Genomic DNA, 21648 nt, shown 5'->3' with positions numbered 1-21648 from the left:
CCGCAGCTGGGTATTTGCACCAGGGTGATGATGGGGAGCGCCCGTTCATTCCTGAAGCGTGATCTCCATGCCATCGAAGGCGGGGGTGACGTTTTCGGGCGTCTCCGCCTCGACGGTGGCGTAATCGAGGTCGATGTGCATGTTGGTCAGCACCGCGCGGGCCGGCCGGGCGCGGGCGACCCACTCGAGGGCCAGGTCGAGATGGGCGTGGGTGGGATGCGGCGTGCGTCTGAGCGCGTCCACGATCAGAACGTCGAGGTCTTCAAGAAGCGGCCAGGAGCTTTCGGGGATCGCCACCGCATCGGGGATGTAGGCGAGCCCGCCGATGCGGAAGCCGAGAGCCGGCATCACCCCGTGATCGACCGGAATGGGCGCGAGGCGGACGGGGCCGCCCGCACCGGGAATCTCGAAAGGCCCCGTGATGGTGTGCAGGTTCAGGATCGGCGGATAGGGCGAGCCTTCGGGCTGGACGAAGGCATAGCCGAAGCGGTCGAGCAGCGCTTCCTGGGTGGGCGGATCGGCCCAGACGTCGAGGCGGCGGCGCATGTTGAGCACCACCATGCGCAAGTCGTCGATGCCGTGGGTGTGGTCGGCATGGGAGTGAGTATAGACCACGCCGTCGAGCTCGCCCACGCCGGCATCGAGAAGCTGGGAGCGCATGTCGGGCGTAGTGTCGATGAGAACGCGCGTCGTGCCGCCGTCGCCCTCGCGCTGGACCAGAAGCGAGCAGCGGCGGCGGGCGTTTTTTGGGTTGGCGGGGTCGCAGGCGCCCCAGTGGCCGCCGATGCGCGGCACCCCGCCCGAGGAACCGCAGCCCAGGATGGTGAAGCGCAGCGCCATCACGCCGCCCTGGATGCGCGCGCGGCCTTGGTGAAGAGCCGGTCGAAATTGGCCTCGGTGGCAGCGGCAAAGGCGGGGTAGTCGAGGCCGAAGATCTCCGCCCCCACACGCGCGGTGTGGATGACATGCGCCGGCTCGTTGCGCTTGCCGCGGAAGGGCGGCGGGGCGAGATAGGGGCTGTCGGTCTCGACGAGGATACGCTCGAGAGGGGCGGCGGCGAAGATTGCGCGCAGCTCGCGGCTTTTCGGGAAGGCGGCGATGCCCGACATCGACAGGTAGAAGCCGAGATCAAGCGCCGCCTCGGCCAGTGCCGCACCCGAGGAAAAGCAGTGCATCACGCAGGAGAAGGCCCCGGCGCGGTACTCCTCGGTGAGGATGCGGGCCATGTCCTCGTCGGCGTCGCGGGCGTGGATGATGAGCGGCAGGCCGGTGCGGCGCGCCGCCTCGATATGGACCGCCAGGCTTTCCTGCTGCACCGCCTTGGTCTCGGCGGTGTAGTGGTAGTCGAGCCCACTCTCGCCGATGCCGACGAATTTGGGGTGCCGCGCAAGCCGCACGAGCTCATCGACCGTGGCCATCGGCTCCTCGGCCGCACTCATCGGGTGCGTTCCCGCGGCATAGAAGACGCCGTCATAAGCCTCGGCGATGGCGCGCACGCGCGGCTCGTGGCTGAGGCGCGTGCAGATCGTCACCATGCGGTGCACGCCGGCCTCGCGCGCCCGGGCCACGACGGCGTCAAGCTCGCCCTCGAAATCGGGAAAGTCGAGATGGCAGTGACTGTCGGTGACAGGTGGCGGGGTATCGCTCATCATCGGGAAAGGCCGGCGGCCGCGTCGTTGATCCTCAGCACCGTATCGAGGATGAGCGATGCAGGGTCAAGGTTGACCGCCCGCCCGTGGCGCATGCGCGCGCCAAGGCTCTGCTGGAGCTCGGCCCACAGGCGCCCGGCGCCGGGCACGGCGGCAAGGCGGGTGAGAGTGTCGGCCTCGCCGGGGGCGGCCTCAATTGCGGGCGGCCCGGCGACGGCGGCTCGGGCGAGGCGCGCAAGGGCCAGCTCGATGAGCTCGATGGCAAGGTCGAGGCGCTCCGCCTCACCCCGGGCGCCGGCGCTTTCGGCGAACTTCACGGCGGCGGCGCGGTCGAGGCGCGGCATGGTCGCCATCAGCGCGAGAAGCTCGGCGTAGAGGGCGAGCCCGTCATGGGCGAGAATGCGCAACGCCTCGCCCACCGAGCCGCCCGACAGCTCGGCGAGCGCCGGCGTGTCCGTCCCCGCCTCGATCCCCGCCGCTGCAAGAGCCCGGCCCATGTCCTCGGCGCCGAGAGGGGCGCAGCGCAGCACCCGGCAGCGACTGCGAATCGTGGGCAGAAGCCGTGCCGGCTGGTGGCTGACGAGCAGAAGCACGGTGTCGCGCGGGGGTTCCTCCAAGACCTTCAGAATGGCATTGGCGGCGTTGACGTTCATCTCGTCGGCGGAGTCGACAATGACCACGCGCCGCCCGCCCTCGGCGGCCGATAGGGCGAAGAAACCTCTCAGCCGGCGCACGTCGTCAACGGTGATGACCGTCCTCAGCCGCTTGCGCGCGGGATCCCAGCTGCGTCGGATCAGGCAGAGCCGCGGCTCGGAGAGCGCGGCGATGCGCGCCTCGAGCGCGGGGTCGGCGGGCGCATCGAGCTTCGCGGCGGCGGGCGGAAGCTCTTCGCCGAAAAGCCCCTGCCCCGCCGCCTCCGCCGGAGCCTCGGAAAGCAACCGCCGGGCGATGCGCCAGGCGAGCGTCGCCTTGCCAACGCCCCTGGGGCCTGTGATGAGCCAGCCATGATGGAGCCGCCCTCCGGCGAGCGCCTCGAGAAACTCCCGCTCCGCCGCCTCCTGGCCGAAGAGTGCGCGCGTCTGGCGGGGATGAGGCGCGCCTTCGACGCGGTCGGCCTCGGGAATGTCGGCAACGTCGCTCATTGCAGCCGTTCGTGCACGATGGCGAGAATCTCGCGCTCGAGCTCCTCGGGCGCGCGGGCGCCGTCGACGACGACGATGCGCTCGGGCCATTCGCGGGCAAGGGCGAGAAACCCCTCCCGCAGCCGGCGCTGGAAGGCAAGCCCCATCTCCTCGAAACGGTTCTCGCCGGTGTTGCGGGCAAGGCCGCGGTGGAAGGCGGTTTCGGGGTCCATGTCGATGAGTATGGTCAGATCGGGCTCGCGGCCGATGACGCGGGCGTGCAGCTCGTCGACGAGCGGGCGGAGCCCGGGGCGCCGGGCGCCCTGATAGACGCGGGTTGAATCGGCAAAGCGGTCGCACACCACCACCGCCCCGCGCGCGAGCGCCGGTGCGATGGTCTTTTCCAGATGGTCGCGGCGAGCGGCGGTGAACAGCAAAATCTCCGTTTCCGGCGACCAGCGCGCGGGGGCGCCCTCCACCAGCAGGCGGCGAATCTCTTCCGCGCCCGGAGAGCCCCCCGGCTCACGGGTTTCGACAACCTCGTGGCCCTCGCGCCTCAGCGCCTCGGCAAGACGCCGTGCCTGGGTGGATTTGCCGGCCCCGTCGATGCCCTCGAAGGTAATGAACAGCGCAGGCGCCATCAGGAGGAGCCCGCCAGCTCCCCGGCATAGCGCTCCATGAGCACCGCAAGGGCGGTCTTGACCCGCTTCCAGATACCCCCGCGCGACACCTCTTCGGCGGCCACGAGGGGCACCTCTCGCTCGGGCAGCCCTTCAAGCCGGATGGTGAGCCGGCCCACCTCCTGCCCGGCGGCCACCGGCGCCTCGAGGGGGCTGCGAAAGCGCGCCTCCGCCGTCAGATCACCCCGCACAAGGGCCGGCACCAGAAGCTCGAGGTCGTCCGCCACCGCAAGACCCACACGCTCGCGCTGGCCCAGCCAGACGGGCGCCTCGGCCACCACCTGGCCCTTCGCGGCGACCTTCTTGATGACGAATTGCCTGAACGCCCAGTTGATGATGCGCTCGCCTTCCTCGGCGCGCGCGGCCTCGCTCTCAAGCCCCATGATCACGAAGACGATGCGACGGTTGCCCTGCACGGCCGAGCCGACCAGCCCGTAACCCGCCTCCTCGGTGTGCCCGGTCTTCAGCCCGTCCGCGCCGATGCCGAGTTTCAGGAGCGGGTTGCGGTTGAAACGGTTCTGCGGCGCGCGCCCGTCATAGGGCCATTCGGTGATGCTGAAATAGCCGTAATACTCGGGAAACTGCGTGATGAGCCTGACGGCAAGCTTGCCCAGATCCCGCGCGCTCATGCGCTGGTTGGGGTGCGGCCAGCCCGAGGCGTTGGCGAAGGTCGAGTTCGTCAGGCCCAGCGCACGGGCGCGTTCGTTCATCAGCCGGGCGAAGGCCTCCTCGGTGCCCGCGAGCCCCTCGGCCACCACCACGCAGGCATCATTGCCCGACAGCACGACGATGCCCTTGATGAGCTCCTCCACCGTGGGCCGGTCGCGCTCGTTGAGAAACATGGTGGAGCCGCCCATCTGACGTGCCCGCGTCGAGACGCGAAAGCGCGTGTCCAGCGTCACGCGCCCGTCGGCCAGCGCCTCGAACAGCATGTTGAGGGTCATCAGCTTCGACATGGAGGCGGGCGGCAGTGCCAGATCGGCGTTCTTCTCCAGAAGCACGGTGTCGGTGGTCACGTCATAGACGTAGGCCGCGCGTGCGCGCGTCTCGAAGGCGCCGGCCGGCAGGGCGAGCGCTGCCAGGGCAAGCGCAAGCAGTGGGAGAAGAACGGTGCGGATTGGCAGCATCGGCGGGAAGCCTTACCCCTGTTTGTCAGCTTTTCACGAAATAGGCGTCGGCGAAACCGAGCGCCTTCACTTTCTTGAGAAGCGCAGCGCGCTCGGAGCGGCTGGAGGCGGGCCCGACCAGCACGCGCCAGTAACTCTTGCCCTGGGTCGATCCCGCGCGGATCAGCGGGATGATTCCCTGCGCGCGCAGGCTCTCGGCCAGCTTGCGGGCATTTTCCTCGACGCTGAACAGCCCGACCTGGATGTAGGGCTTGTCGAGCGCCGAGGTGGCTGGTCCCGGGCGTGCCGGCGCGCTCGCGCGCGCCTCGGCGGCGATCGAGGTGCTGGCCGTCGCCGCACCCTCACCGTCCTCGCCCCCGGCGAGCTCGGTCGTCTCCACCGCGCCGGCCGCCGGGTCTTGCGGGTCCGCCGGCTCGACGCCCGTCTCCTCGGCAATGGGCACTTCCTGACGGCGCAGAGCCGTGACATTCAGGCGCGTGGGCGAACCGGCCAGCATGCCGAGCGCCGCCGCGGCATCCGAGGAGACCTGCAGCGCCGGCCCCGGCGCCTCGCGCTCGCGGCGGAACAGCGCGCCGATCACGAACTGGCCGTTCGCCTCGTTGCGGATGATCACGCGCTGGGGCTCCTTGACATCGGGATGCGCAACCCAGACGCCGCCAAGGGACGGGCGGCCATCCCAGAGCCCGTCTTCGGTGACCTGAAAGATCTCGGGCGCCTCGACATCGCGCTCGACGATGCGCACCGCGCCGGTTTCGGTTCCGCGCCCGCTCGTCTCGGCTCCCTCCTGGCTTTTCTTGCCCCCGAGAAGGGAGAAGCCGCCTTCCTGCGAGCATGCCGCAAGACCGCTGAGGGCCGCGATGACCAGGAACAGACCTGCTTTCCGAAAACCTGCCATACCTTGCCCCTTCCCCGGTGCATTCCTGCACCTGTGTGCTCGAGTGCCGCCGTTGCCGCGGTGATTGGCGCGAAGTCTATCCCTTGCCGGGACGTATTGGAAGTCTGCGCGCGCCCGCTCGGCGGAACTGGGCCGGCGCGCCGTCGCCGCGCGGCTCACTGGCGCAAGCTGACGCGGCTGTCACGAAACCACGCATAAGTCTCCCTGATCCCTTCCTCGAGTCCGATCTTCGGCGTCCAGCCGAGGCGGGTGAGGCGGCTCGTGTCGAGGAGCTTGCGGGGGGTGCCGTCGGGGCGGGTCGGGTCGAAGCGGATGCGGCCCCGAAAGCCCGTCACCCGCGCCACCATCCCGGCCAGCTCGGCGATGGTCACGTCCTCGCCCGTGCCCACATTGAGGTGGCTGCGCATCGGCTCGGTCTCGCGCGCATACACCTCCCGCGGCAGCTCGAGCACGAAGAGCGACGCCTCGGCCATGTCATCGACATGCAGGAACTCGCGCCGCGGCCGGCCCGTGCCCCAGACCACCACCTCCTCCGCGCCGCTCTCCACCGCCTCGTGGAAGCGGCGGATCAGCGCCGGCAGCACATGGCTGTTCTCGGGGTGGAAGTTGTCGCCGGGGCCGTAGAGGTTCGTCGGCATCACCGAGCGGAAGTCGGTGCCATGCTGGCGGTTGTAGCTCTCGCACAGCTTGATCCCGGCGATCTTGGCGATGGCGTAGGGCTCGTTGGTGGGCTCGAGCGGACCGGTCAGAAGCGCCTCCTCGGCCATGGGCTGGGGCGCCTCGCGCGGGTAGATGCAGGAGGAGCCGAGAAACAGGAGCCGCTCCACCCCCGCCTCGAAGGCGGCGTGGATGACATTGGCCTCGATGATCAGGTTCTCGTAGATGAAATCGGCCGGGTAGCTGTTGTTGGCGTGGATGCCGCCCACCTTCGCCGCGGCGAGGATCACCCGCTCGGGCCGCTCGGCGGCGAAGAAGGCCCGCACCGCCGCCTGGTCGGCAAGGTCGAGCTCGGCGCGGCTGCGGGTGATGGGCGTGATCTCCTCCCCCGCCGCCCGCCGCGCCTCGAGCCGGCGGAGAATGGCCGAGCCCACCATGCCGCGATGGCCGGCGACGTAGATCCGCATCTCCCCCTCCTCAGCTCTCGATCGACACCGGCACCTCCATCCCATGCGCCTTCAGAAGCGCATGGCGGCGGGCAATCTTCAGGTCTTCCTCGACCATTTCCCGGCACATCTCGCGGGCGCTGATCTCGGGCTGCCAGCCGAGTTTCTCGCGCGCCTTGGTCGGATCGCCCAGAAGCGTCTCCACCTCGGCGGGGCGGAAATAGCGCGGATCGATGCGCATGATCACATCGCCCGGCCTCACCGCCGGCGCCCTGTCCCCCTCGACGGCCACGACGCGGGCGATCTCCTCCACCCCCGCGCCCTCGAAGGCGAGCGTGATGCCGAGATCCTCCGCCGCCCAGGTGATGAATTCGCGCACCGCGTGCTGCTCGCCGGTGGCGATCACGAAGTCGTCGGGCGCCTCCTGCTGCAGCATCATCCACTGCATGCGCACATAGTCCTTCGCATGGCCCCAGTCGCGTTTGGCATCGATGTTGCCCATGTAAAGGCAGCTCTCGAGCCCCTGCGCGATGTTGGCCAGCCCCCGGGTGATCTTGCGGGTCACGAAGGTCTCCCCCCGCCGCGGGCTCTCGTGGTTGAAGAGAATCCCGTTGCAGGCGTAAAGCCCGTAGGCCTCGCGGTAGTTCACCGTGATCCAGTAGGCATAGAGCTTGGCCACGGCGTAAGGCGAGCGCGGGTGGAAGGGCGTGGTCTCGCGCTGGGGGATCTCCTGGACAAGGCCGTAAAGCTCCGAGGTCGAGGCCTGGTAGAAGCGCGTCTTCTTCTCCAGCCCCAGAAAGCGGATCGCCTCGAGCAGCCGCAGCGTGCCGAGCGCATCGACATCGGCCGTGTATTCGGGGCTCTCGAAGCTCACCGCGACATGGGATTGCGCGGCGAGGTTGTAGACCTCATCCGGTCGCACCTCGGCGAGGATGCGGGTGAGGTTCGAGCTGTCGGTCAGATCGCCGTAATGCAGGAAAAACCGCGGATTGCGCTCATGGGGATCCTGGTAGATGTGGTCGATCCGCTGGGTGTTGAACTGCGAGGCCCGGCGCTTCAGCCCGTGCACCTCATAGCCCTTCTCCAGCAGAAACTCCGCAAGATAGGAGCCGTCCTGCCCCGTGATCCCGGTGATGAGGGCGCGTCTTTCCCGTCTGCCCATGCAAGTCCCGCGTCGATGATCGCCACTCGGATTTCATCGCGCGAAACGGTACTGCAAGCAAGAAAATATCTCCCTTAGGGAGATTCACGGCCGCCCGGGCGGCGCTCACACGCTGGCTGGCGTGAAGAAGTCGGGATGCTCGCGGCACAGAAGGTCAAGCCGCTGGATCGTGCCGGTCAGATGCCGGCGCATCGCCTCGGCCGCCGCCTCCGCCTGCCCGGCCTCGATGCCTTCGAGAATCGCGCTGTGGGCTGCAATGATCTCGTGCATCTTGCCCGCCCGCGGCAGTTCGAGCCGCTGGCAGCGTGTCAGATGCCCAAGCCGACGCGCCAGCATGGCGTGGAGCCGTTCCATCCCGACCCCCTCGAACAGCGTGCGGTGGAAATTCCGGTCAAGCTCGGTGAAGAGGTCCATTTGCGCGAGGTCGCCGGCAAGCACCGACTGCATGTCGATGATCGCCCGCGCCCGCGCCAGTGTCGCCTCGGGCCGCGTCGCGGCGAGCTGGCGCACCACCTCCGACTCCACGGCAATGCGCAGGAACTGGTTCTCGCGCAGTTGCGCAAGGTCGATCCGCGTCACCACGGTTCCCGATTGCGGGCGAATCCGCACCAGCCCATCCTGTTCGAGCAGCTGCAGCGCCTCGCGGATCGGCATGAGGCTCACGCCATACTCGGCCGCAAGTTCCCTGCGGTTGAGAACCCTGTCCGGCTCCAGATCGAGGTTGATGATCCGCCGTCGCAGCGCTTCATAAACGTTCTGCGCCGCCGAAAGGCCCGACGGCTCCCGCAGGGCCGCTTCGGACCTTTCCGCCAGGGGTCGGATGTCGACTTCGTTCACTTGGCCTCCCGGAGCTCAATGCGCCCACCGCCGCCCTCCGCGGGACGGCCGCCGCGCCACGGCGTGTGTGTGCATTTAACGCCAAAACGGGCTTGCTTCAATGATATGACTAATATATCAGTTCGCCGGGCGGTGCCGGTCCCTCGGCACTGCCGGGAGGAAAAATCGGAGGAGAATTCACATGAAGCTCGCACTGGTCAGGGCCGCCACCGGCCTCGCCCTCGCCGCCGCGCTGCAAGGCGCCGCCATCAGCGCCGCTGCAGAAACGCGGGCGCTCAAGATCCAGACTTCGGCAAATGCGAGCCATTTCTCGCTTGCCTATCTGAGGCAAAACTGGGTGCCCAAGCTCAACGACATGCTCGAGGCAGACCTGACGATCGAGCTACTGCCCATCGAATCGGTCGTTCCGCGTCGGGAGACGCCCGAAGCCATCGGCCTTGGCATCCTTGATGGCGACCTGACCTCGGTGAGCTACTTCTCGGGCGTGGACCCGGCATACGCGCTGATCGGCGACCTGATCGCCGGTTACGACACGCCTGCGCAAGTCACCGAGTTCTGCATGGAAGGCGGCGGCAAGGAGCTGCTGCAGGAACTGCACGACACGCATTTCTCGGGCATCCAGGTTGTCGGCTGCGGCGCCTACAACCGCGAGGCGCTGGTCTCGAAGGTGCCAATCCACGGGGTGGACGACCTCAAGGGCATCAAGATTCGCGCGCCGGAGGGGCTTGCCTCGGATGTCTTCCGCCGCGCCGGGGCCACGCCCGTCTCGATGGCCGGCTCGGAAACCTACAGCGCGCTCGAGAAGGGCGTGATCGATGCCGCCGACAACTCCGCCTATGCCAACAACGATGCCAACGGCATGCACAAGGTGGCGAAGTTTCCGCTCTACCCCGGAATTCATTCCATGCCGGTGCTGCAGTTCACCGTGTCCAAGGAGGTGTGGAACAGCCTCAGCGAGCACGACCGCCAGGCGCTCCGCGACTGGTTTGTCCAGGCCTTCGCCGGGCTGACCGAAGCCACCAACGCCGAAGACCTGCGCCTCGTCGAGCGCGACCGCGCGGCGGGGGAGCTGACCATCATCGACTGGCCGCAGGAGGAGCGTGACCGCTTCCGCGCCATCGCGCAGAAAGCCTGGGAGGATTTCGCCGCCCAGTCTCCCCTGGCGCGCAAAGTCTATGAGGCGCATGTCGCCTTCATGAAGAAGAAGGGTCTTCTCTGACCCAGAGTGCCCTGCAGTGATGGACGCCGCCTCGGGCGGCGTCCCCGATCCCTGAGCGCCGCCGCGGGTCAGTGCACCCCCAAGCCCAGAGCCCTCGCCTGCGCCGTCATTCGAGGCGCCGCGCCGCGGCCGACGACACACCGGGAGGCGACATGTCGCGTGACTATGACAAAGCCCTCGAGCGGGCTGAAATCGGCTTGTCGGACGAGGATCCGATCCTGGGCGATACGGACGTTCGACGCGAGAACTACACGCCCATCGATCACCTCAGCCACGTGATCGGGATCGGGGTTGCCACATTCTATCTCATCGCCGCGCTGATCACGCTTTACGAGGTGTTCGCGCGCTACCTGTTTCACGCCCCGACGCTGTGGGCGTTCGAGACGGTCATGACGCTGTGCGCCGCGGCGTGGATGCTGTCATCGGGTTACATCACGCTCAAGCGCCGGCACATCGCCATCACAATCTTCCATGCCGTCGCCTCGCCACGGCTGCGCTGGTGGCTCGATCTTCTCGCCATGGCGGTTGGCATCTTCGCGCTGTTCATGCTGCTGAGCGACGCGACCATTCGCGCCTATGACGCCGCCATGCGCGTCGAGCGCTCCGGCTCGGCCTTCAACTCGCCGCTGCCGATGATGATGAAGGCGCTCGTCGTCCTCGGCGCGCTTCTCTATCTCGCCCAGCTCACCGTGAACCTCTACCGCCATGTCACCGGGGCGACGGCAAGATGGGCCGTGAGGCTGCTCGGCGCCTGTTTCGTGCTCTACTTCGCCGCCGGCTTTGCCGCGCATGTGCTCGGCCTCGCGCCCGCCGAGGCATTTTCCGGATTCGTGAGCGCCCTGGCCAAGGCGCTCGACCCGTCCCCCGCGTTGCAACTGCGGCAGATGGACCTTGGCACCATCTCGCTGATCATGGTCGCCCTCCTTGTCGCCCTGATGATGACCGGCATGCCGCTCGGCATCGTGACGCTCTTCGTCTCGGTGATCATGGCAATCGGCTTCTTCGGGCCGCGAGGACTGTTCCTGGTCTCCTCCAATGCCACGGGCCTGCTCGAGCATTACAGCCTGGTTGCCGTGCCCTTCTTCGTTCTGATGGCCTCGGTGCTCGAGCGCGCGGGCATTGCCGAAGATCTCTTCGATGCGATGTCGATCTTCGCCGGCAACCTGCGGGGCGGTGTCGCGGTCCAGACCACGGTCGTTGCCGTGATCCTCGCGGCCATGTCCGGCGTGATGGGCGGCGAGATCGTGATGCTCGGGCTCGTCGCCCTGCCGCAGATGCTGCGCCTCGGCTATGACCGGCGGCTCACGATCGGGCTCATCTGCGCCTCGGGCGCCCTGGCCACGCTGATTCCGCCCTCGATCATCATGATCGTTTACGGCCTGTCGGCCGAGGTGGGCATCGGCGACCTGTTCATCGCCGGGGCGCTGCCGGGGCTGATGCTGGCGGCCTTCTATGCCGGCTACGTGCTGCTGCGTGTCAACCTGAACCCCGCGCTGGCCCCCACCGCCGCCGAAGTCGCGGCGATGACCGGCCGCGAGCAGACCCTTTCGCGCGAGCGGATCACGGCCGTCATCCTGTGCATCCTGCTGATCGGCGCGGTGATGGGCTCGATCTATGCCGGCATCGCCAGCGTGACCGAGGCGGCGGCGGTCGGCTGCGTGGGCTCCTTCGTGGTCGCCGCGATCCGCAATCGCTTCAACTGGCCGGTAATCTCGACGGCGCTCATGGGCACCATGGCCACGGTGGGAACGATCATCTGGCTGGTGCTCGGCGCAGTCAGCTTCGTGGGCATCTTCAATCTCGTCGGGGGCGGCGAGTTCATGCGCTCGCTGTTTCTCGACCTGGGGCTCGGGGCGATGGGCACGGTGCTGGTCATGATGCTGATCCTCATGGTGCTCGGCACCTTCATGGAATGGATCGCCATCGTCCTCATCACCGTGCCGGTGTTTGCCCCGGTGGTCATGACGCTGGCGCCAGAACTCGGCCTGACCGAGGACCAGGCGAAGATCTGGTTCGGCATCCTGTTCGTGATGAACATCCAGATCTACTTCCTCAGCCCGCCTTTCGGCCCGGCCTGCTTCTGGCTGAAGTCGGTGGCCCCGGAAGACGTGAGCCTGCAGGAGATATTCATCTCGGTCCTTCCCTTCATCGGCCTGCAGATCCTCGGCCTCGTCCTGGTGATGCTGTTCCCGCAGATCGCCCTGTTCCTGCCCGAAATCCTGAACTGAGGAGACATCCATGATCGGACGCGACTCGCGCGACGACATCGACGGCTACGGGCGCTGGCCCTGGCTTCTCGGCCTCGGTCTTGCCGCGCTCATCCTGGGGCTGATGTTCGGCCTCGCCAACCCCGCATCGTGAGGCCGGCATGACACGCGATCGCCGCAAGACCCCCGAAGAGCTCCGCTCTGCCCGCTGGTTCGCACCTGACGACCTGCGCAGTTTCGGCCACCGCTCGAGGGCGATGCAGATGGGACTGGGCGAAGAGGACTGGCAGGGCAAGCCCGTCATCGCCATCATCAACACCTGGTCGGACCTGTCGCCCTGCCACCACCACCTTCGTGACCGCGCCGAGTGGGTGAAGCGCGGGGTGCTGCAGGCCGGCGGTTTGCCGGTGGAGATGCCGGTGCACTCCTTCTCGGAGCAGTTCCTCAAGCCCACCTCGATGCTCTACCGCAACATGGGGGCGCTCGAGGTCGAGGAAACGCTGCGCGCCCATCCCATCGACGGCGCCGTGCTGATGGGGGGCTGCGACAAGTCCACCCCGGCGCTGGTGATGGGCGCGGTGAGCGCGGGGCTGCCCTTCATCTTCCTGCCGGCCGGGCCGATGCTGCGCGGCAATTTCCGCGGCCGTCCGGTGGGTTCGGGCACCGATGTGTGGAAGTTCTGGGACGAACGCCGCGCCGGCACGATCGGCAGGGAGGAATGGGAAGGGCTGCAGGGCGGCATCGCCCGCAGCTACGGCACCTGCATGACCATGGGTACGGCCTCCACGATGATGTCGATCGCCGAGGCCTGGGGGCTGACGCTGCCGGGGGCCTCGTCGATCCCGGCGCCGGATTCGGGCCACAAGCGCATGGCCGCCGCCTGCGGTCGCCGCATCGTCGAGATGGTGTGGGAAGACCTCACCCCCGATCGCATCATGACGCCCGCCTCCACCCGCAACGCCGCGACGGTGGCCATGGCCACGGGCTGCTCGACCAACGCGGTGATCCATCTCATCGCCATGGCCCGGCGCGCCGGCATCGCGCTGACGCTCGACGAGCTTGACGCGATCGGTCGCGAGACGCCCGTCATCGCCAATATCCGCCCCTCCGGGAAGGAGTACCTGATGGAGGACTTCTTCTACGCCGGCGGGCTGCCGGCGCTGATGAAGGAGCTGGGCGAGCGGCTCGACCTCTCGGCACTTACCGTGAACGGCCGCATGCTGGGAGAGAACATCGCCCCGGCGCGCAACTGGAACACCGATGTCATCCGCCGGCTAGCGAACCCGGTATGGCATGAAGGCTCGCTTGCGGTGCTGCGCGGCAACCTCGCTCCTGACGGGGCGGTGATCAAGCCCGCGGCGATGGACCGCCGCTTCCTGCGCCATGCCGGCCCCGCCATCGTGGCCGACAGCTATGCCGAGATGAAGCGGATCATCGACGACCCCGACTATCCGATGACCCCCGATCACGTGCTGATCCTGCGCAACGCCGGGCCACAGGGCGGGCCGGGAATGCCCGAGTGGGGCATGATCCCGATGCCGAAGGCGCTTCTGAAGCAGGGCTGCCGGGACATGCTGCGGATCTCGGACGCGCGCATGTCGGGCACCTCCTATGGCGCCTGCGTTTTGCATGTGGCGCCCGAGGCCTATGTCGGCGGGCCGCTCGCGCTGGTCAGGAACGGCGACGTGGTCGAAATCGACGTGCCGGCGCGGCGGCTCGAACTGCGGATTTCCGACGAGGAGCTTGCCGCCCGCCGCGCCGTCTGGACGCCCCCCGCCCCGCGCTACGGGCGCGGCTACGGCTGGATGTACGTGCGCCACATCGAACAGGCCGACAAGGGCTGCGACTTCGACTTTCTGCGGACGGACTTCGGCCCGCCCGTTCCGGAACCGGAGATCAACTGAACCATGACAGCGCTCGACGAGGCTCTTTCGGGGGTGTCGGGAATTCTCGTCACCCCCTTCGATGAACAGGACAGGATCGCGCCCGACCGGCTTGCGCCGATCGTCGAACGCGCCATCGGCGCGGGCGTGCACATCCTCACCGTCAATGGCAACACCGGCGAGTTCTACGCCCTGACGACGGAAGAGGCGCTGGCGATGCTGCGTGCCGTTGCCGGGCTCGTGGGCGGCCGCGTGCCGCTGGTGGCCGGCGTGGGGCGCGGCATCCACGATGCCCGACGTCTTGCCGAGGCCGCGGCCGAGGCGGGCGCGGCAGCGCTGATGGTACACCAGCCGCCCGATCCCTTCGTCGCGCCACGGGGGCTCGTGGACTATGTGCGCGCCGTGTCCGAAGCGGCGCCCGGCATCCCGCTGATCCTCTATCTGCGCAACGACGCCATCGGCATCCCCGCGATTGCCGCGCTTTGCGCCCTGCCCGGCGTCGTCGGCGTGAAATGGGCCACCCCCAACCCCATGCGCCTTGCCGCCGCCATGGCCGCGGCGCCCGACCACATCGCCTGGGTCGGCGGGCTTGCCGAAACCTGGGCGCCGGTCTTCTGCGCCGTCGGCGCGCGCGGCTTCACCTCGGGCCTGATCAACGTCTGGCCCGAGCGCTCGGTGGCCATCGCCGCCGCCCTCGAGGCGGGCGACCTTGCCCGCGCACGCAGCCTCATCGCCGGAATGACCGCCTTCGAGGAGATCCGCGCCGGCGAACAGGGCGGCGCCAATGTCTCGGGCGTGAAGGCCGCCCTTGCCCTGATGGGTGAGGATTGCGGCCCTCCGCGCCCGCCGGCAACCTGGCCGCTGGGCGACGACGACATGGCGCGCCTGCGCCACTTCCTCGAAACGAACGGCCTGATCTGATCGGAGAAGTCACATGACCGGACAATCGCTGAACGCCGAGACACGCGCGCGGCTCGAAACCGTCTCCGTGGCAAGCCTTGCCACGCTGCTCTTCAAGCGCGGCCTGCGCAATCAGGTCATCCAGAATGTCCGGCCGGTTGCCCCCAAGGGGCGCAACATGGTCGGCCCCGCCTTCACCTTGCGCTACATGCCCGCGCGTGAGGACCGCAACACGCTCGACGTGTTCCGCGACCCCGAGCACAAGCAGCGCAAGGCCATCGAGACCTGCCCGCCAGGCCATGTCCTGCTGATCGACAGCCGCAAGGACGCGCGCGCGGCAAGCGCCGGCGACATTCTCGTCAGCCGGCTGATGATGCGGGGCGCCGCCGGCATCGTCACCGATGGCGGGTTTCGCGATGCCATGCGCATCGGCGAACTCGACATTCCGGCCTATCATCAGCGCCCCTCGAGCCCGACCAACCTGACCCTGCACGAGGCCATCGAGATCAACGGGCCGATCGGCTGCGGCGACGCGCCCGTCTTCCCCGGAGACGTCATCGTCGGCGACGATGACAGCGTAATCGTCATCCCCGCCCATCTGGCCGACGAGATTGCGGAGGAGGCGGTGGAGATGACCGCCTATGAGGATTTCGTCATCGAGCAGGTGCGTGCCGGCGCCTCGATCATCGGCCTCTATCCCTGCACCAGGGAGGCGCATCGCACCGCCTTCGAGCAATGGCGCAAGGCGCGCGGGCGCTGAACCACCGCGAACCACCGCGAACCACGGCATAGCCCGCTCCGCCCGCGTTGATCCGGCGGGGCGGGCCCCTCAGGAGGCGAGCGCCTTCTGCCCCATGTCGAGATACTTGCGGCGCCGGTCGGCAACGAGCTGGCCGGGCTTGCGGCCCGAAAGCTCCTCGAGCATCTCGCCGATCGCCTCGCCCACCGCCGCGATCGTCGCCTTGCGGTCGCGCTGCGCGCCGCCGACCGGCTCGGGAATGATCCGGTCGATCACGCCGAGTGCAAGGAGATCCTGCGCCGTCAGCCGCAGAGCCGCGGCCGCCTCGCGCATGCGTTCGGCATCCTTCCACAAGATCGAGGCGCAGCCCTCCGGCGAGATCACCGAATAGATCGAATGCTCGAGCATCGCCACGCGGTTGCCGGTGGCAAAGGCCACCGCCCCGCCCGAGCCGCCCTCGCCAATGATGACCGAGACCAGCGGCACGCGGATCTGCAGGCACTTCTCGGTCGAGCGCGCAATCGCCTCGGACTGGCCGCGCTCCTCCGCCCCCTTGCCGGGATAGGCGCCGGGCGTGTCCACGAGCGTGATCACCGGAAGGCCGAAACGGTCGGCGAGATCCATCAGGCGGATCGCCTTGCGGTATCCCTCGGGCCGGGCCATGCCGAAGTTGCGCTCGATGCGGGTTCTGGTGTCATGCCCCTTCTCATGTCCGATCACCATGACCGGCCGGCCGTCGAAACGCGCCATGCCGCCCATGACCGCATGGTCGTCGGCGAAGTTGCGGTCACCGGCAAGCGGGGTCCACTCGGTGAAGAGCGCCTCGATGTAATCCTTGCAGTGCGGCCGGTCAGGGTGGCGGGCCACCTGGCACTTCTGCCACGGGTCGAGATTGGCATAGAGCTCGCGCAGAAGCTTCCGCGCCTTGGCGTCGAGTGCCTGCGCCTCCTTTTCCACGTCCATCTCGGGATTGGCGCGTGCGAGCGCCCGCAGCTCCTCGGCCTTGCCCTCGATCTCGGCAAGCGGCTTTTCGAACTCGAGATAGTTCATGCCGGGCGCTCCCTCATCGCTTCGTGCGCGGTATATGGCGGCACGGGCGGGAGGATGCAATCCGCGAGCGCGGGCGCAACCGCTCAGCCGGCGCCGATCATCTCCGCCTGACGCACGATCACTTCGGCCTGACGGATGGAAGCGAGATCGACAAGCCGGCCCTTGTAGACGGCCGCCCCCGCCCCCGAGGCCTTGGCTTCCTCCATCGCCGCGAGAATCGCCCGCGCCTCGGCGACGGCTTCGGCCGAGGGGGTGAAGACCTCGTTGGCCAATGCCACCTGGCTGGGGTGGATCGCCCATTTGCCCACCATTCCAAGTGTGGCCGAGCGACGCGCCTGGGCGATGAAGCCTTCGGTGTCGGAGAAATCGCCGAACGGGCCATCGACCGGCAGGAGCCCGTGCGTGCGGCACGCGGCGACGATCGCCGCCTGGGCCCAGTGCCACGGGTCGGCATAGTCGAGCTGGCGCGGCCGCTGTTCCTTCGGCCCAAGCATGTAGTAGCCTTCCTGCGTGCCGCCGATGCCGGTGGTCTGCATGCCCATCGAGGCGGCGAAATCGGCCGCGCCGATCGACATCGCCTGAAGCCGCGGGCTTGCCGCGGCGATCTGGTTGACATGGGTGATGCCCGCGGCCGTCTCGATGATGACCTCGAGGCTGATGCGCTTTTTCCGGCCCTTCGCCGCCTCCACCGCCGAGACGAGCGCATCAACCGCATAGACATCCGCCGCGCAGCCCACCTTGGGGATCATGATCTGATCGAGCCGCTCGGAGGCGTTTTCCAGAAGCTCGACCACATCGCGGTACCACCAGGGCGTGTCGAGCCCATTGATCCGCACAGAGAGATGCTTGCTTCCCCAGTCGATTTCATGGGTGGCGGCGATGACATTGCGCCTTGCCTCCTCCTTGTCGTCGGGCGCCACGCTGTCCTCCAGGTCGAGGTTGATGACATCGGCCGCGCTCGCCGCCATTTTCTCGAAGATCGCCGGACGCGAGCCGGGACCGAAGAGCTGGCAGCGGTTGGGGCGGGCGGGTGGCGCGGGCTGGACGCGGAAGGACATCGGGGCACAAGCCTCCTGGCAAGATCGTTTCGCTTTCACCGCGCTGAGTCGCTAGATTATTGCGCGTCACTTCGCAAGGTCCGTTTTGCACCCGCAGCATGCAGCGGGGCGGGACGAGGTGGGCACGCCCCTGCCGTTCCACGCAACAAACTCCTGTCCAAGGAGCGTTTGGCCGAAGAAGATTCGCCGGATTTCGGGATTTCTTCGCAGTTTCGGACGACATTTCGCGACTTCCGCAGCATTGTCTGGCCAGGCGAAGGAGACCGCGCGATGATCGAGACCCCCTATCTTCTGTTTCTGGGCGACGCGCCCGATCAGCTCGCCGCGAAGGTGGCGCAGGGCATCCGCGACTGGCGGCCGGAACACGCGCTTGGCCAGCTGCGCATGGAGGGATGCAAGGCCGATGTCGGCCTGCCCGACATGACGCTTGAAGAGGCGCGGGCGGCGGGCGCGAAGACACTGGTGATCGGCGTGGCCAACCGCGGCGGCGTGATCAGCCCCGCCTGGAAGAAGGTGCTGGTGGCCGCACTCGAGGAGGGCTTCGATCTTGCCTCGGGGCTGCACAATCTTCTGCGCGACGAGCCCGATCTCGTGGCCGCGACGCGCGCCCATGGCCGGCAGCTGCACGATGTGCGGGTGCCGACCGTGGCATATCCCATCGCGAATGGTCGCAAGCGCAGCGGCAAGCGCTGCCTCGCCGTGGGCACCGATTGTTCGGTGGGCAAGATGTACACCGCGCTCGCCATGGACCGGGCGGCGAAGGCGCGGGGGATGAAGTCGAGCTTTCGCGCCACGGGGCAGACGGGCATTCTCATCACCGGCGAGGGGGTGCCGCTCGATGCGGTGGTGGCCGATTTCATGGCCGGGGCGGTGGAGTGGCTCACGCCCGACAACGACGACGACCACTGGGACATGATCGAGGGCCAGGGCAGCCTCTTTCACATCTCCTTTTCCGGCGTGACCATGGCGCTCATCCACGGCGGCCAGCCCGATGCGCTGATCCTCGCCCATGAGCCGACGCGCACGCATCTGCGCGGGCTGCCCGAGCACCCGGTGCCAAGCCTCGAGGCGCTGCGCGATCTGGCGCTGCCGCTCGCGCGCATCGCCAACCCGCGCGCGCAGGTGGTGGGCATCTCCGTCAACACCGCGGCGATGGGCGAGGACGAGGCGCTGAGCTATCTGGAGAGCGTCGAGCGGCGCATGGGGCTGCCGACGGTGGACCCTTTCCGCCAGGGCGCGGAGCGGCTTGTTGAGGCGCTCGAGGCGATCTGACGGAGGTTGCGCGGGCGGCTGCCGGGTGAAATGGGTATTTGCACCAGGGTGATGAGGCAGGGGGTGCGATGAAGGTCGAGCTGCGCGAGGATGTGTTTCCGCTCAGGGAGGTGTTCACCATCTCGCGCGGCTCGCGCACCGAGGCGCGGGTGCTGACAGTGGCGCTTGAGGATGGCGGGGCGCGCGGCTGGGGCGAATGCGTGCCCTATTCCCGCTATGGCGAGACGGTGGAGGGGGTGGCGGCCGAGATCCGCGCGCTCGAGCCGCCCCTGGACCGGCGCGCGCTGCAGGAGATGCTGCCCGCGGGTGCCGCGCGCAATGCGCTCGACTGCGCGCTTTGGGATCTCGAGGCCAAGCGCGTCGGGCGCCGGGTGTGGGAACTTGCCGGACTGCCCGCCCCGCGGCCGGTGGTGACGGCCTACACGCTTTCGCTCGATGCGCCCGAGCGGATGCGCGCGGCGGCGGCGAGGAATGCGCATCGCCCGCTTCTGAAGATCAAGCTTGGCGGCGAGGGCGACATGGCGCGGCTCGAGGCGGTGCGCGAGGGCGCGCGGGATGCGCGCATCATCGTCGATGCCAATGAGGGCTGGACGCCGGAGCTATACGCCGAGCTTGCCCCGCATCTGGTGCGCCTTGGCGTGGCGATGGTCGAGCAGCCGCTGCCGGCAGGCGCCGATGACGCGCTTGCCGAGATGGAGCGGCCGGTGCCCGTCTGTGCCGACGAGGCCTGCCATGACCGCGCCTCGCTGCCCGGGCTTCGGGCCAAGTATGATCTCGTCAACATCAAGCTCGACAAGACCGGCGGGCTGACCGAGGCGCTGGCGCTGCGGGAGGCGGCGCGCGCGGCCGGCTTCGGCATCATGGTGGGCTGCATGGTGGGCTCCTCGCTTGCTATGGCGCCCGCCGTTCTGGTGGCGCAGGGGGCCGAGTTCGTCGATCTTGACGGGCCGCTGCTTCTGGCGCGCGACCGCGCGGTGCCATTGACCTTTGACGCGGAAGGGATACACCCCCCCGAAGCGGCGCTCTGGGGCTAGGGCGCGGGAAGGGAAGGAGCAGCCATGAGCCGGATCGTCTATGTCAACGGTGCGTATGTGCCCGAGGAGGAGGCGAAGGTTTCGGTCTTTGACCGGGGCTTTCTCTTTGCCGACGGTGTCTATGAGGTGACGAGCGTGCTCGAGGGCAGGCTTCTCGACTTCGAGGGGCACATGCGCCGGCTGCGCCGCTCGCTCGCCGAGCTCGACATGGCCGCGCCGGCCAGCGACGAGGAGCTTCTGGAAATCCACCGCGAGCTGGTGCGGCGCAACGGCGTCGAGGAAGGGCTTGTCTATCTGCAGGTCACGCGCGGCGCGGCGGACCGGGATTTCGTCTATCCCGCGGGCGTCGCGCCGACGCTGGTGATGTTCACGCAGGAAAAGCAGATTGTCGAGAGCCCCGCGGCCGAACGCGGCATCCGCGTGATCTCCATTCCCGACGAGCGCTGGGGCCGGCGCGACATCAAGACGGTGCAGCTTCTCTACCCCTCCATGGGCAAGATGATGGCCAAGGCCGCCGGCGCCGATGACGCCTGGATGGTCGAGGAAGGTTTCGTGACCGAAGGCACCTCCAACAACGCCTACATCGTCAAGGGCGGCAGGATCATCACCCGCCATCTTGGCAACGAGATCCTGCACGGGATCACCCGCGCCGCCGTGCTGCGGCTGGCCCGCGAGGCGCAGATGGAGGTGGAGGAGCGGCCCTTCACCATCGAGGAAGCGCAAGGCGCCGACGAGGCTTTCATCACCTCGGCGACGACATTCGTGCAGCCCGTGGTGGCGATCGACGATGTCGAGATCGGCGGCGGGCGCCCCGGCCCCATCGCCCGGCGGCTGCGCGAGATCTATGTGGAGGAAGCTCGGCGCAACGCGGTCTGATCCCTCTCAGCCAAGGAAGCCGCGGCGCAGCAGGTTCAGCCCCGCGAGCGTCAGCACCACCAGCGTGGCGCGGCGGAAGCGCTCCTGGTCGAGCCGGTCGGAAAGGCGGAAGCCCAGCGCCATGCCAAGAAGCGCGGGCAGGCAGAGCGCCGCCGAGGCGGGCAGCGTGGTGGCGTTGAGCACGCCCGAGTTCAGGTGCCCGCCGAGGAGCGCAACCGAGCCGAGCGCATAGACCACGCCCTGGACGCGGATGTGCTCGAGCTTCGGCGCCTCGATGGCGTTGAGGTAGAGCACCGTGGGCGGCCCCCACACGCCCGAGATGCCACCGACGAAACCGGCGATGGTGCCCAAGACGATCTCGGCGCGGCGGCGGTGTTCGGGGCGGATCACCGGCCGCCAGCCCATGAGCTGGGCAAGCGCGAAGGCGGTGACCATGAGGCCCAAGAGAAGATACATCACCTGCTGGGGCAGAACCCGCACGAGCTGCGCGCTGACGAGAATAAAGACAAGCACGATCGCCACGAATTCGCGGAACTTCCATGCCGAGGCGAGGGCAGGGCGCAGGCCCCCGCGCAGCGCCTGCCAGAGGTTCGAGAGGAGCGTTGGCAAGATCAGCGCCGCCAGCGCCAGATCGGGCCTGAGCACCGAGCCCAGCGCCGAGATCATGATCATCGGCATGGCAAAGCCGACCGCCCCCTTCACGAAACCGGCCGCGACCGTGGCGGCGAGCGTGAAGGCCAGAACACCCGGCGACAGCTCGGCAAGAAATCCCGTCATCCGTCCCGTTCCGCAAGCACCCCTCGGTCATAGCGCTTTCGCCGCGCGGGTGCACCCGT

The 21648-nt window shown here is 68.2% G+C and carries 21 protein-coding genes; 9 read left to right on the top strand and 12 right to left on the bottom strand.

The genetic code is table 11. From position 1 onward, the window contains the following. Window positions 1-45 precede the first annotated feature (45 nt). The 9 genes from BLQ14_RS04275 to BLQ14_RS04235 form a co-directional block, all read right to left on the bottom strand. Entirely contained in the window at window positions 46-843 is a 798-nt protein-coding gene (locus tag BLQ14_RS04275; RefSeq protein WP_092498610.1) for an MBL fold metallo-hydrolase, read from the bottom strand. Beyond that, on the bottom strand, window positions 840-1652 hold the full coding sequence (locus tag BLQ14_RS04270) for a TatD family hydrolase (RefSeq protein WP_092498608.1): 813 nt from the start codon (window positions 1650-1652) through the stop codon (window positions 840-842). The genes BLQ14_RS04275 and BLQ14_RS04270 overlap by 4 nt, the downstream gene beginning before the upstream one ends. Beyond that, window positions 1649-2791: a DNA polymerase III subunit delta' gene (locus BLQ14_RS04265; RefSeq protein ID WP_092498606.1), complete on the bottom strand. Its 1143-nt coding sequence runs from the start codon at window positions 2789-2791 to the stop codon at window positions 1649-1651. The genes BLQ14_RS04270 and BLQ14_RS04265 overlap by 4 nt, the downstream gene beginning before the upstream one ends. Further along, window positions 2788-3411, bottom strand: a complete 624-nt coding sequence (gene tmk, locus BLQ14_RS04260) for a dTMP kinase (RefSeq protein ID WP_092498603.1) — start codon at window positions 3409-3411, stop codon at window positions 2788-2790. Before tmk ends, BLQ14_RS04265 begins: the two co-directional genes overlap by 4 nt. After that, window positions 3411-4577: a D-alanyl-D-alanine carboxypeptidase family protein gene (locus BLQ14_RS04255; RefSeq protein ID WP_092498601.1), complete on the bottom strand. Its 1167-nt coding sequence runs from the start codon at window positions 4575-4577 to the stop codon at window positions 3411-3413. Before BLQ14_RS04255 ends, tmk begins: the two co-directional genes overlap by 1 nt. Window positions 4578-4602: 25 nt before the next feature. Continuing rightward, the gene (locus BLQ14_RS04250; RefSeq protein ID WP_092498599.1) at window positions 4603-5472 is read right to left on the bottom strand and encodes an SPOR domain-containing protein; all 870 of its coding nucleotides are present in this window, start codon (window positions 5470-5472) and stop codon (window positions 4603-4605) included. Window positions 5473-5627: 155 nt separating this feature from the next. After that, a complete protein-coding gene (gene fcl / locus BLQ14_RS04245; protein ID WP_092498597.1) occupies window positions 5628-6596 on the bottom strand; it encodes a GDP-L-fucose synthase in 969 nt (322 codons plus the stop codon). A 10-nt stretch (window positions 6597-6606) separates the two neighbouring features. Then, the gene (gene gmd / locus BLQ14_RS04240) at window positions 6607-7737 is read right to left on the bottom strand and encodes a GDP-mannose 4,6-dehydratase (protein ID WP_092498595.1); all 1131 of its coding nucleotides are present in this window, start codon (window positions 7735-7737) and stop codon (window positions 6607-6609) included. Between the two features lie 105 nt (window positions 7738-7842). Beyond that, window positions 7843-8574 (bottom strand): GntR family transcriptional regulator, encoded by a 732-nt coding sequence (locus BLQ14_RS04235; RefSeq protein WP_092498593.1) that lies wholly within the window; start codon window positions 8572-8574, stop codon window positions 7843-7845. 181 nt (window positions 8575-8755) lie between these two features. On the opposite strand from BLQ14_RS04235, the gene BLQ14_RS04230 reads away from it, so the two are divergent. From BLQ14_RS04230 to BLQ14_RS04205, 6 genes are all read left to right on the top strand, one after another. Continuing rightward, complete coding sequence (locus BLQ14_RS04230; RefSeq protein WP_092498591.1) at window positions 8756-9793, top strand: TRAP transporter substrate-binding protein; 1038 nt, start codon at window positions 8756-8758, stop codon at window positions 9791-9793. A 152-nt stretch (window positions 9794-9945) separates the two neighbouring features. Beyond that, window positions 9946-12021 (top strand): TRAP transporter large permease subunit, encoded by a 2076-nt coding sequence (locus tag BLQ14_RS04225; protein ID WP_092498589.1) that lies wholly within the window; start codon window positions 9946-9948, stop codon window positions 12019-12021. A gap of 10 nt (window positions 12022-12031) precedes the next feature. Then, window positions 12032-12154, top strand: coding sequence for a dihydroxy-acid dehydratase (locus BLQ14_RS04220; protein WP_092498587.1), 123 nt, complete (start codon window positions 12032-12034; stop codon window positions 12152-12154). Window positions 12155-12161: 7 nt separating this feature from the next. After that, entirely contained in the window at window positions 12162-13904 is a 1743-nt protein-coding gene (gene araD, locus BLQ14_RS04215; protein ID WP_092498585.1) for an L-arabinonate dehydratase, read from the top strand. Window positions 13905-13907: 3 nt separating this feature from the next. Continuing rightward, window positions 13908-14804 carry a dihydrodipicolinate synthase family protein gene (locus BLQ14_RS04210; protein WP_092498583.1) on the top strand — a complete coding sequence of 299 codons (897 nt, stop codon included), beginning with the start codon at window positions 13908-13910 and terminating at the stop codon, window positions 14802-14804. 13 nt (window positions 14805-14817) lie between these two features. Beyond that, a complete protein-coding gene (locus BLQ14_RS04205; protein WP_211295353.1) occupies window positions 14818-15543 on the top strand; it encodes a ribonuclease activity regulator RraA in 726 nt (241 codons plus the stop codon). Window positions 15544-15612: 69 nt separating this feature from the next. Here BLQ14_RS04205 and BLQ14_RS04200 read toward each other — a convergent pair whose 3' ends face one another. Together BLQ14_RS04200 and BLQ14_RS04195 are read right to left on the bottom strand one after the other, a co-directional pair. Then, window positions 15613-16572, bottom strand: a complete 960-nt coding sequence (locus BLQ14_RS04200) for an acetyl-CoA carboxylase carboxyltransferase subunit alpha (protein ID WP_092498581.1) — start codon at window positions 16570-16572, stop codon at window positions 15613-15615. Window positions 16573-16655: 83 nt separating this feature from the next. Further along, the gene (locus BLQ14_RS04195; RefSeq protein ID WP_092498579.1) at window positions 16656-17630 is read right to left on the bottom strand and encodes an L-malyl-CoA/beta-methylmalyl-CoA lyase; all 975 of its coding nucleotides are present in this window, start codon (window positions 17628-17630) and stop codon (window positions 16656-16658) included. Between the two features lie 270 nt (window positions 17631-17900). On the opposite strand from BLQ14_RS04195, the gene dgcN reads away from it, so the two are divergent. The 3 genes from dgcN to BLQ14_RS04180 all read left to right on the top strand — a co-directional run bounded on the left by dgcN (window position 17901) and on the right by BLQ14_RS04180 (window position 20812). Then, on the top strand, window positions 17901-18902 hold the full coding sequence (dgcN, locus tag BLQ14_RS04190; protein ID WP_092498577.1) for an N-acetyltransferase DgcN: 1002 nt from the start codon (window positions 17901-17903) through the stop codon (window positions 18900-18902). Window positions 18903-18970: 68 nt separating this feature from the next. Next, window positions 18971-19936 (top strand): N-acetyl-D-Glu racemase DgcA, encoded by a 966-nt coding sequence (gene dgcA / locus BLQ14_RS04185; protein WP_092498575.1) that lies wholly within the window; start codon window positions 18971-18973, stop codon window positions 19934-19936. 24 nt (window positions 19937-19960) lie between these two features. Then, window positions 19961-20812: a D-amino-acid transaminase gene (locus tag BLQ14_RS04180; protein WP_092498573.1), complete on the top strand. Its 852-nt coding sequence runs from the start codon at window positions 19961-19963 to the stop codon at window positions 20810-20812. Window positions 20813-20818: 6 nt separating this feature from the next. Here BLQ14_RS04180 and BLQ14_RS04175 read toward each other — a convergent pair whose 3' ends face one another. Next, the gene (locus BLQ14_RS04175) at window positions 20819-21589 is read right to left on the bottom strand and encodes a sulfite exporter TauE/SafE family protein (protein WP_092498571.1); all 771 of its coding nucleotides are present in this window, start codon (window positions 21587-21589) and stop codon (window positions 20819-20821) included. Window positions 21590-21648 lie beyond the last annotated feature (59 nt).

Origin of the sequence: Meinhardsimonia xiamenensis, assembly GCF_900102905.1 — a bacterium.
GTDB classification, from domain to species: domain Bacteria; phylum Pseudomonadota; class Alphaproteobacteria; order Rhodobacterales; family Rhodobacteraceae; genus Meinhardsimonia; species Meinhardsimonia xiamenensis.
This window is presented reverse-complemented; position numbering and strand designations above follow the sequence as displayed.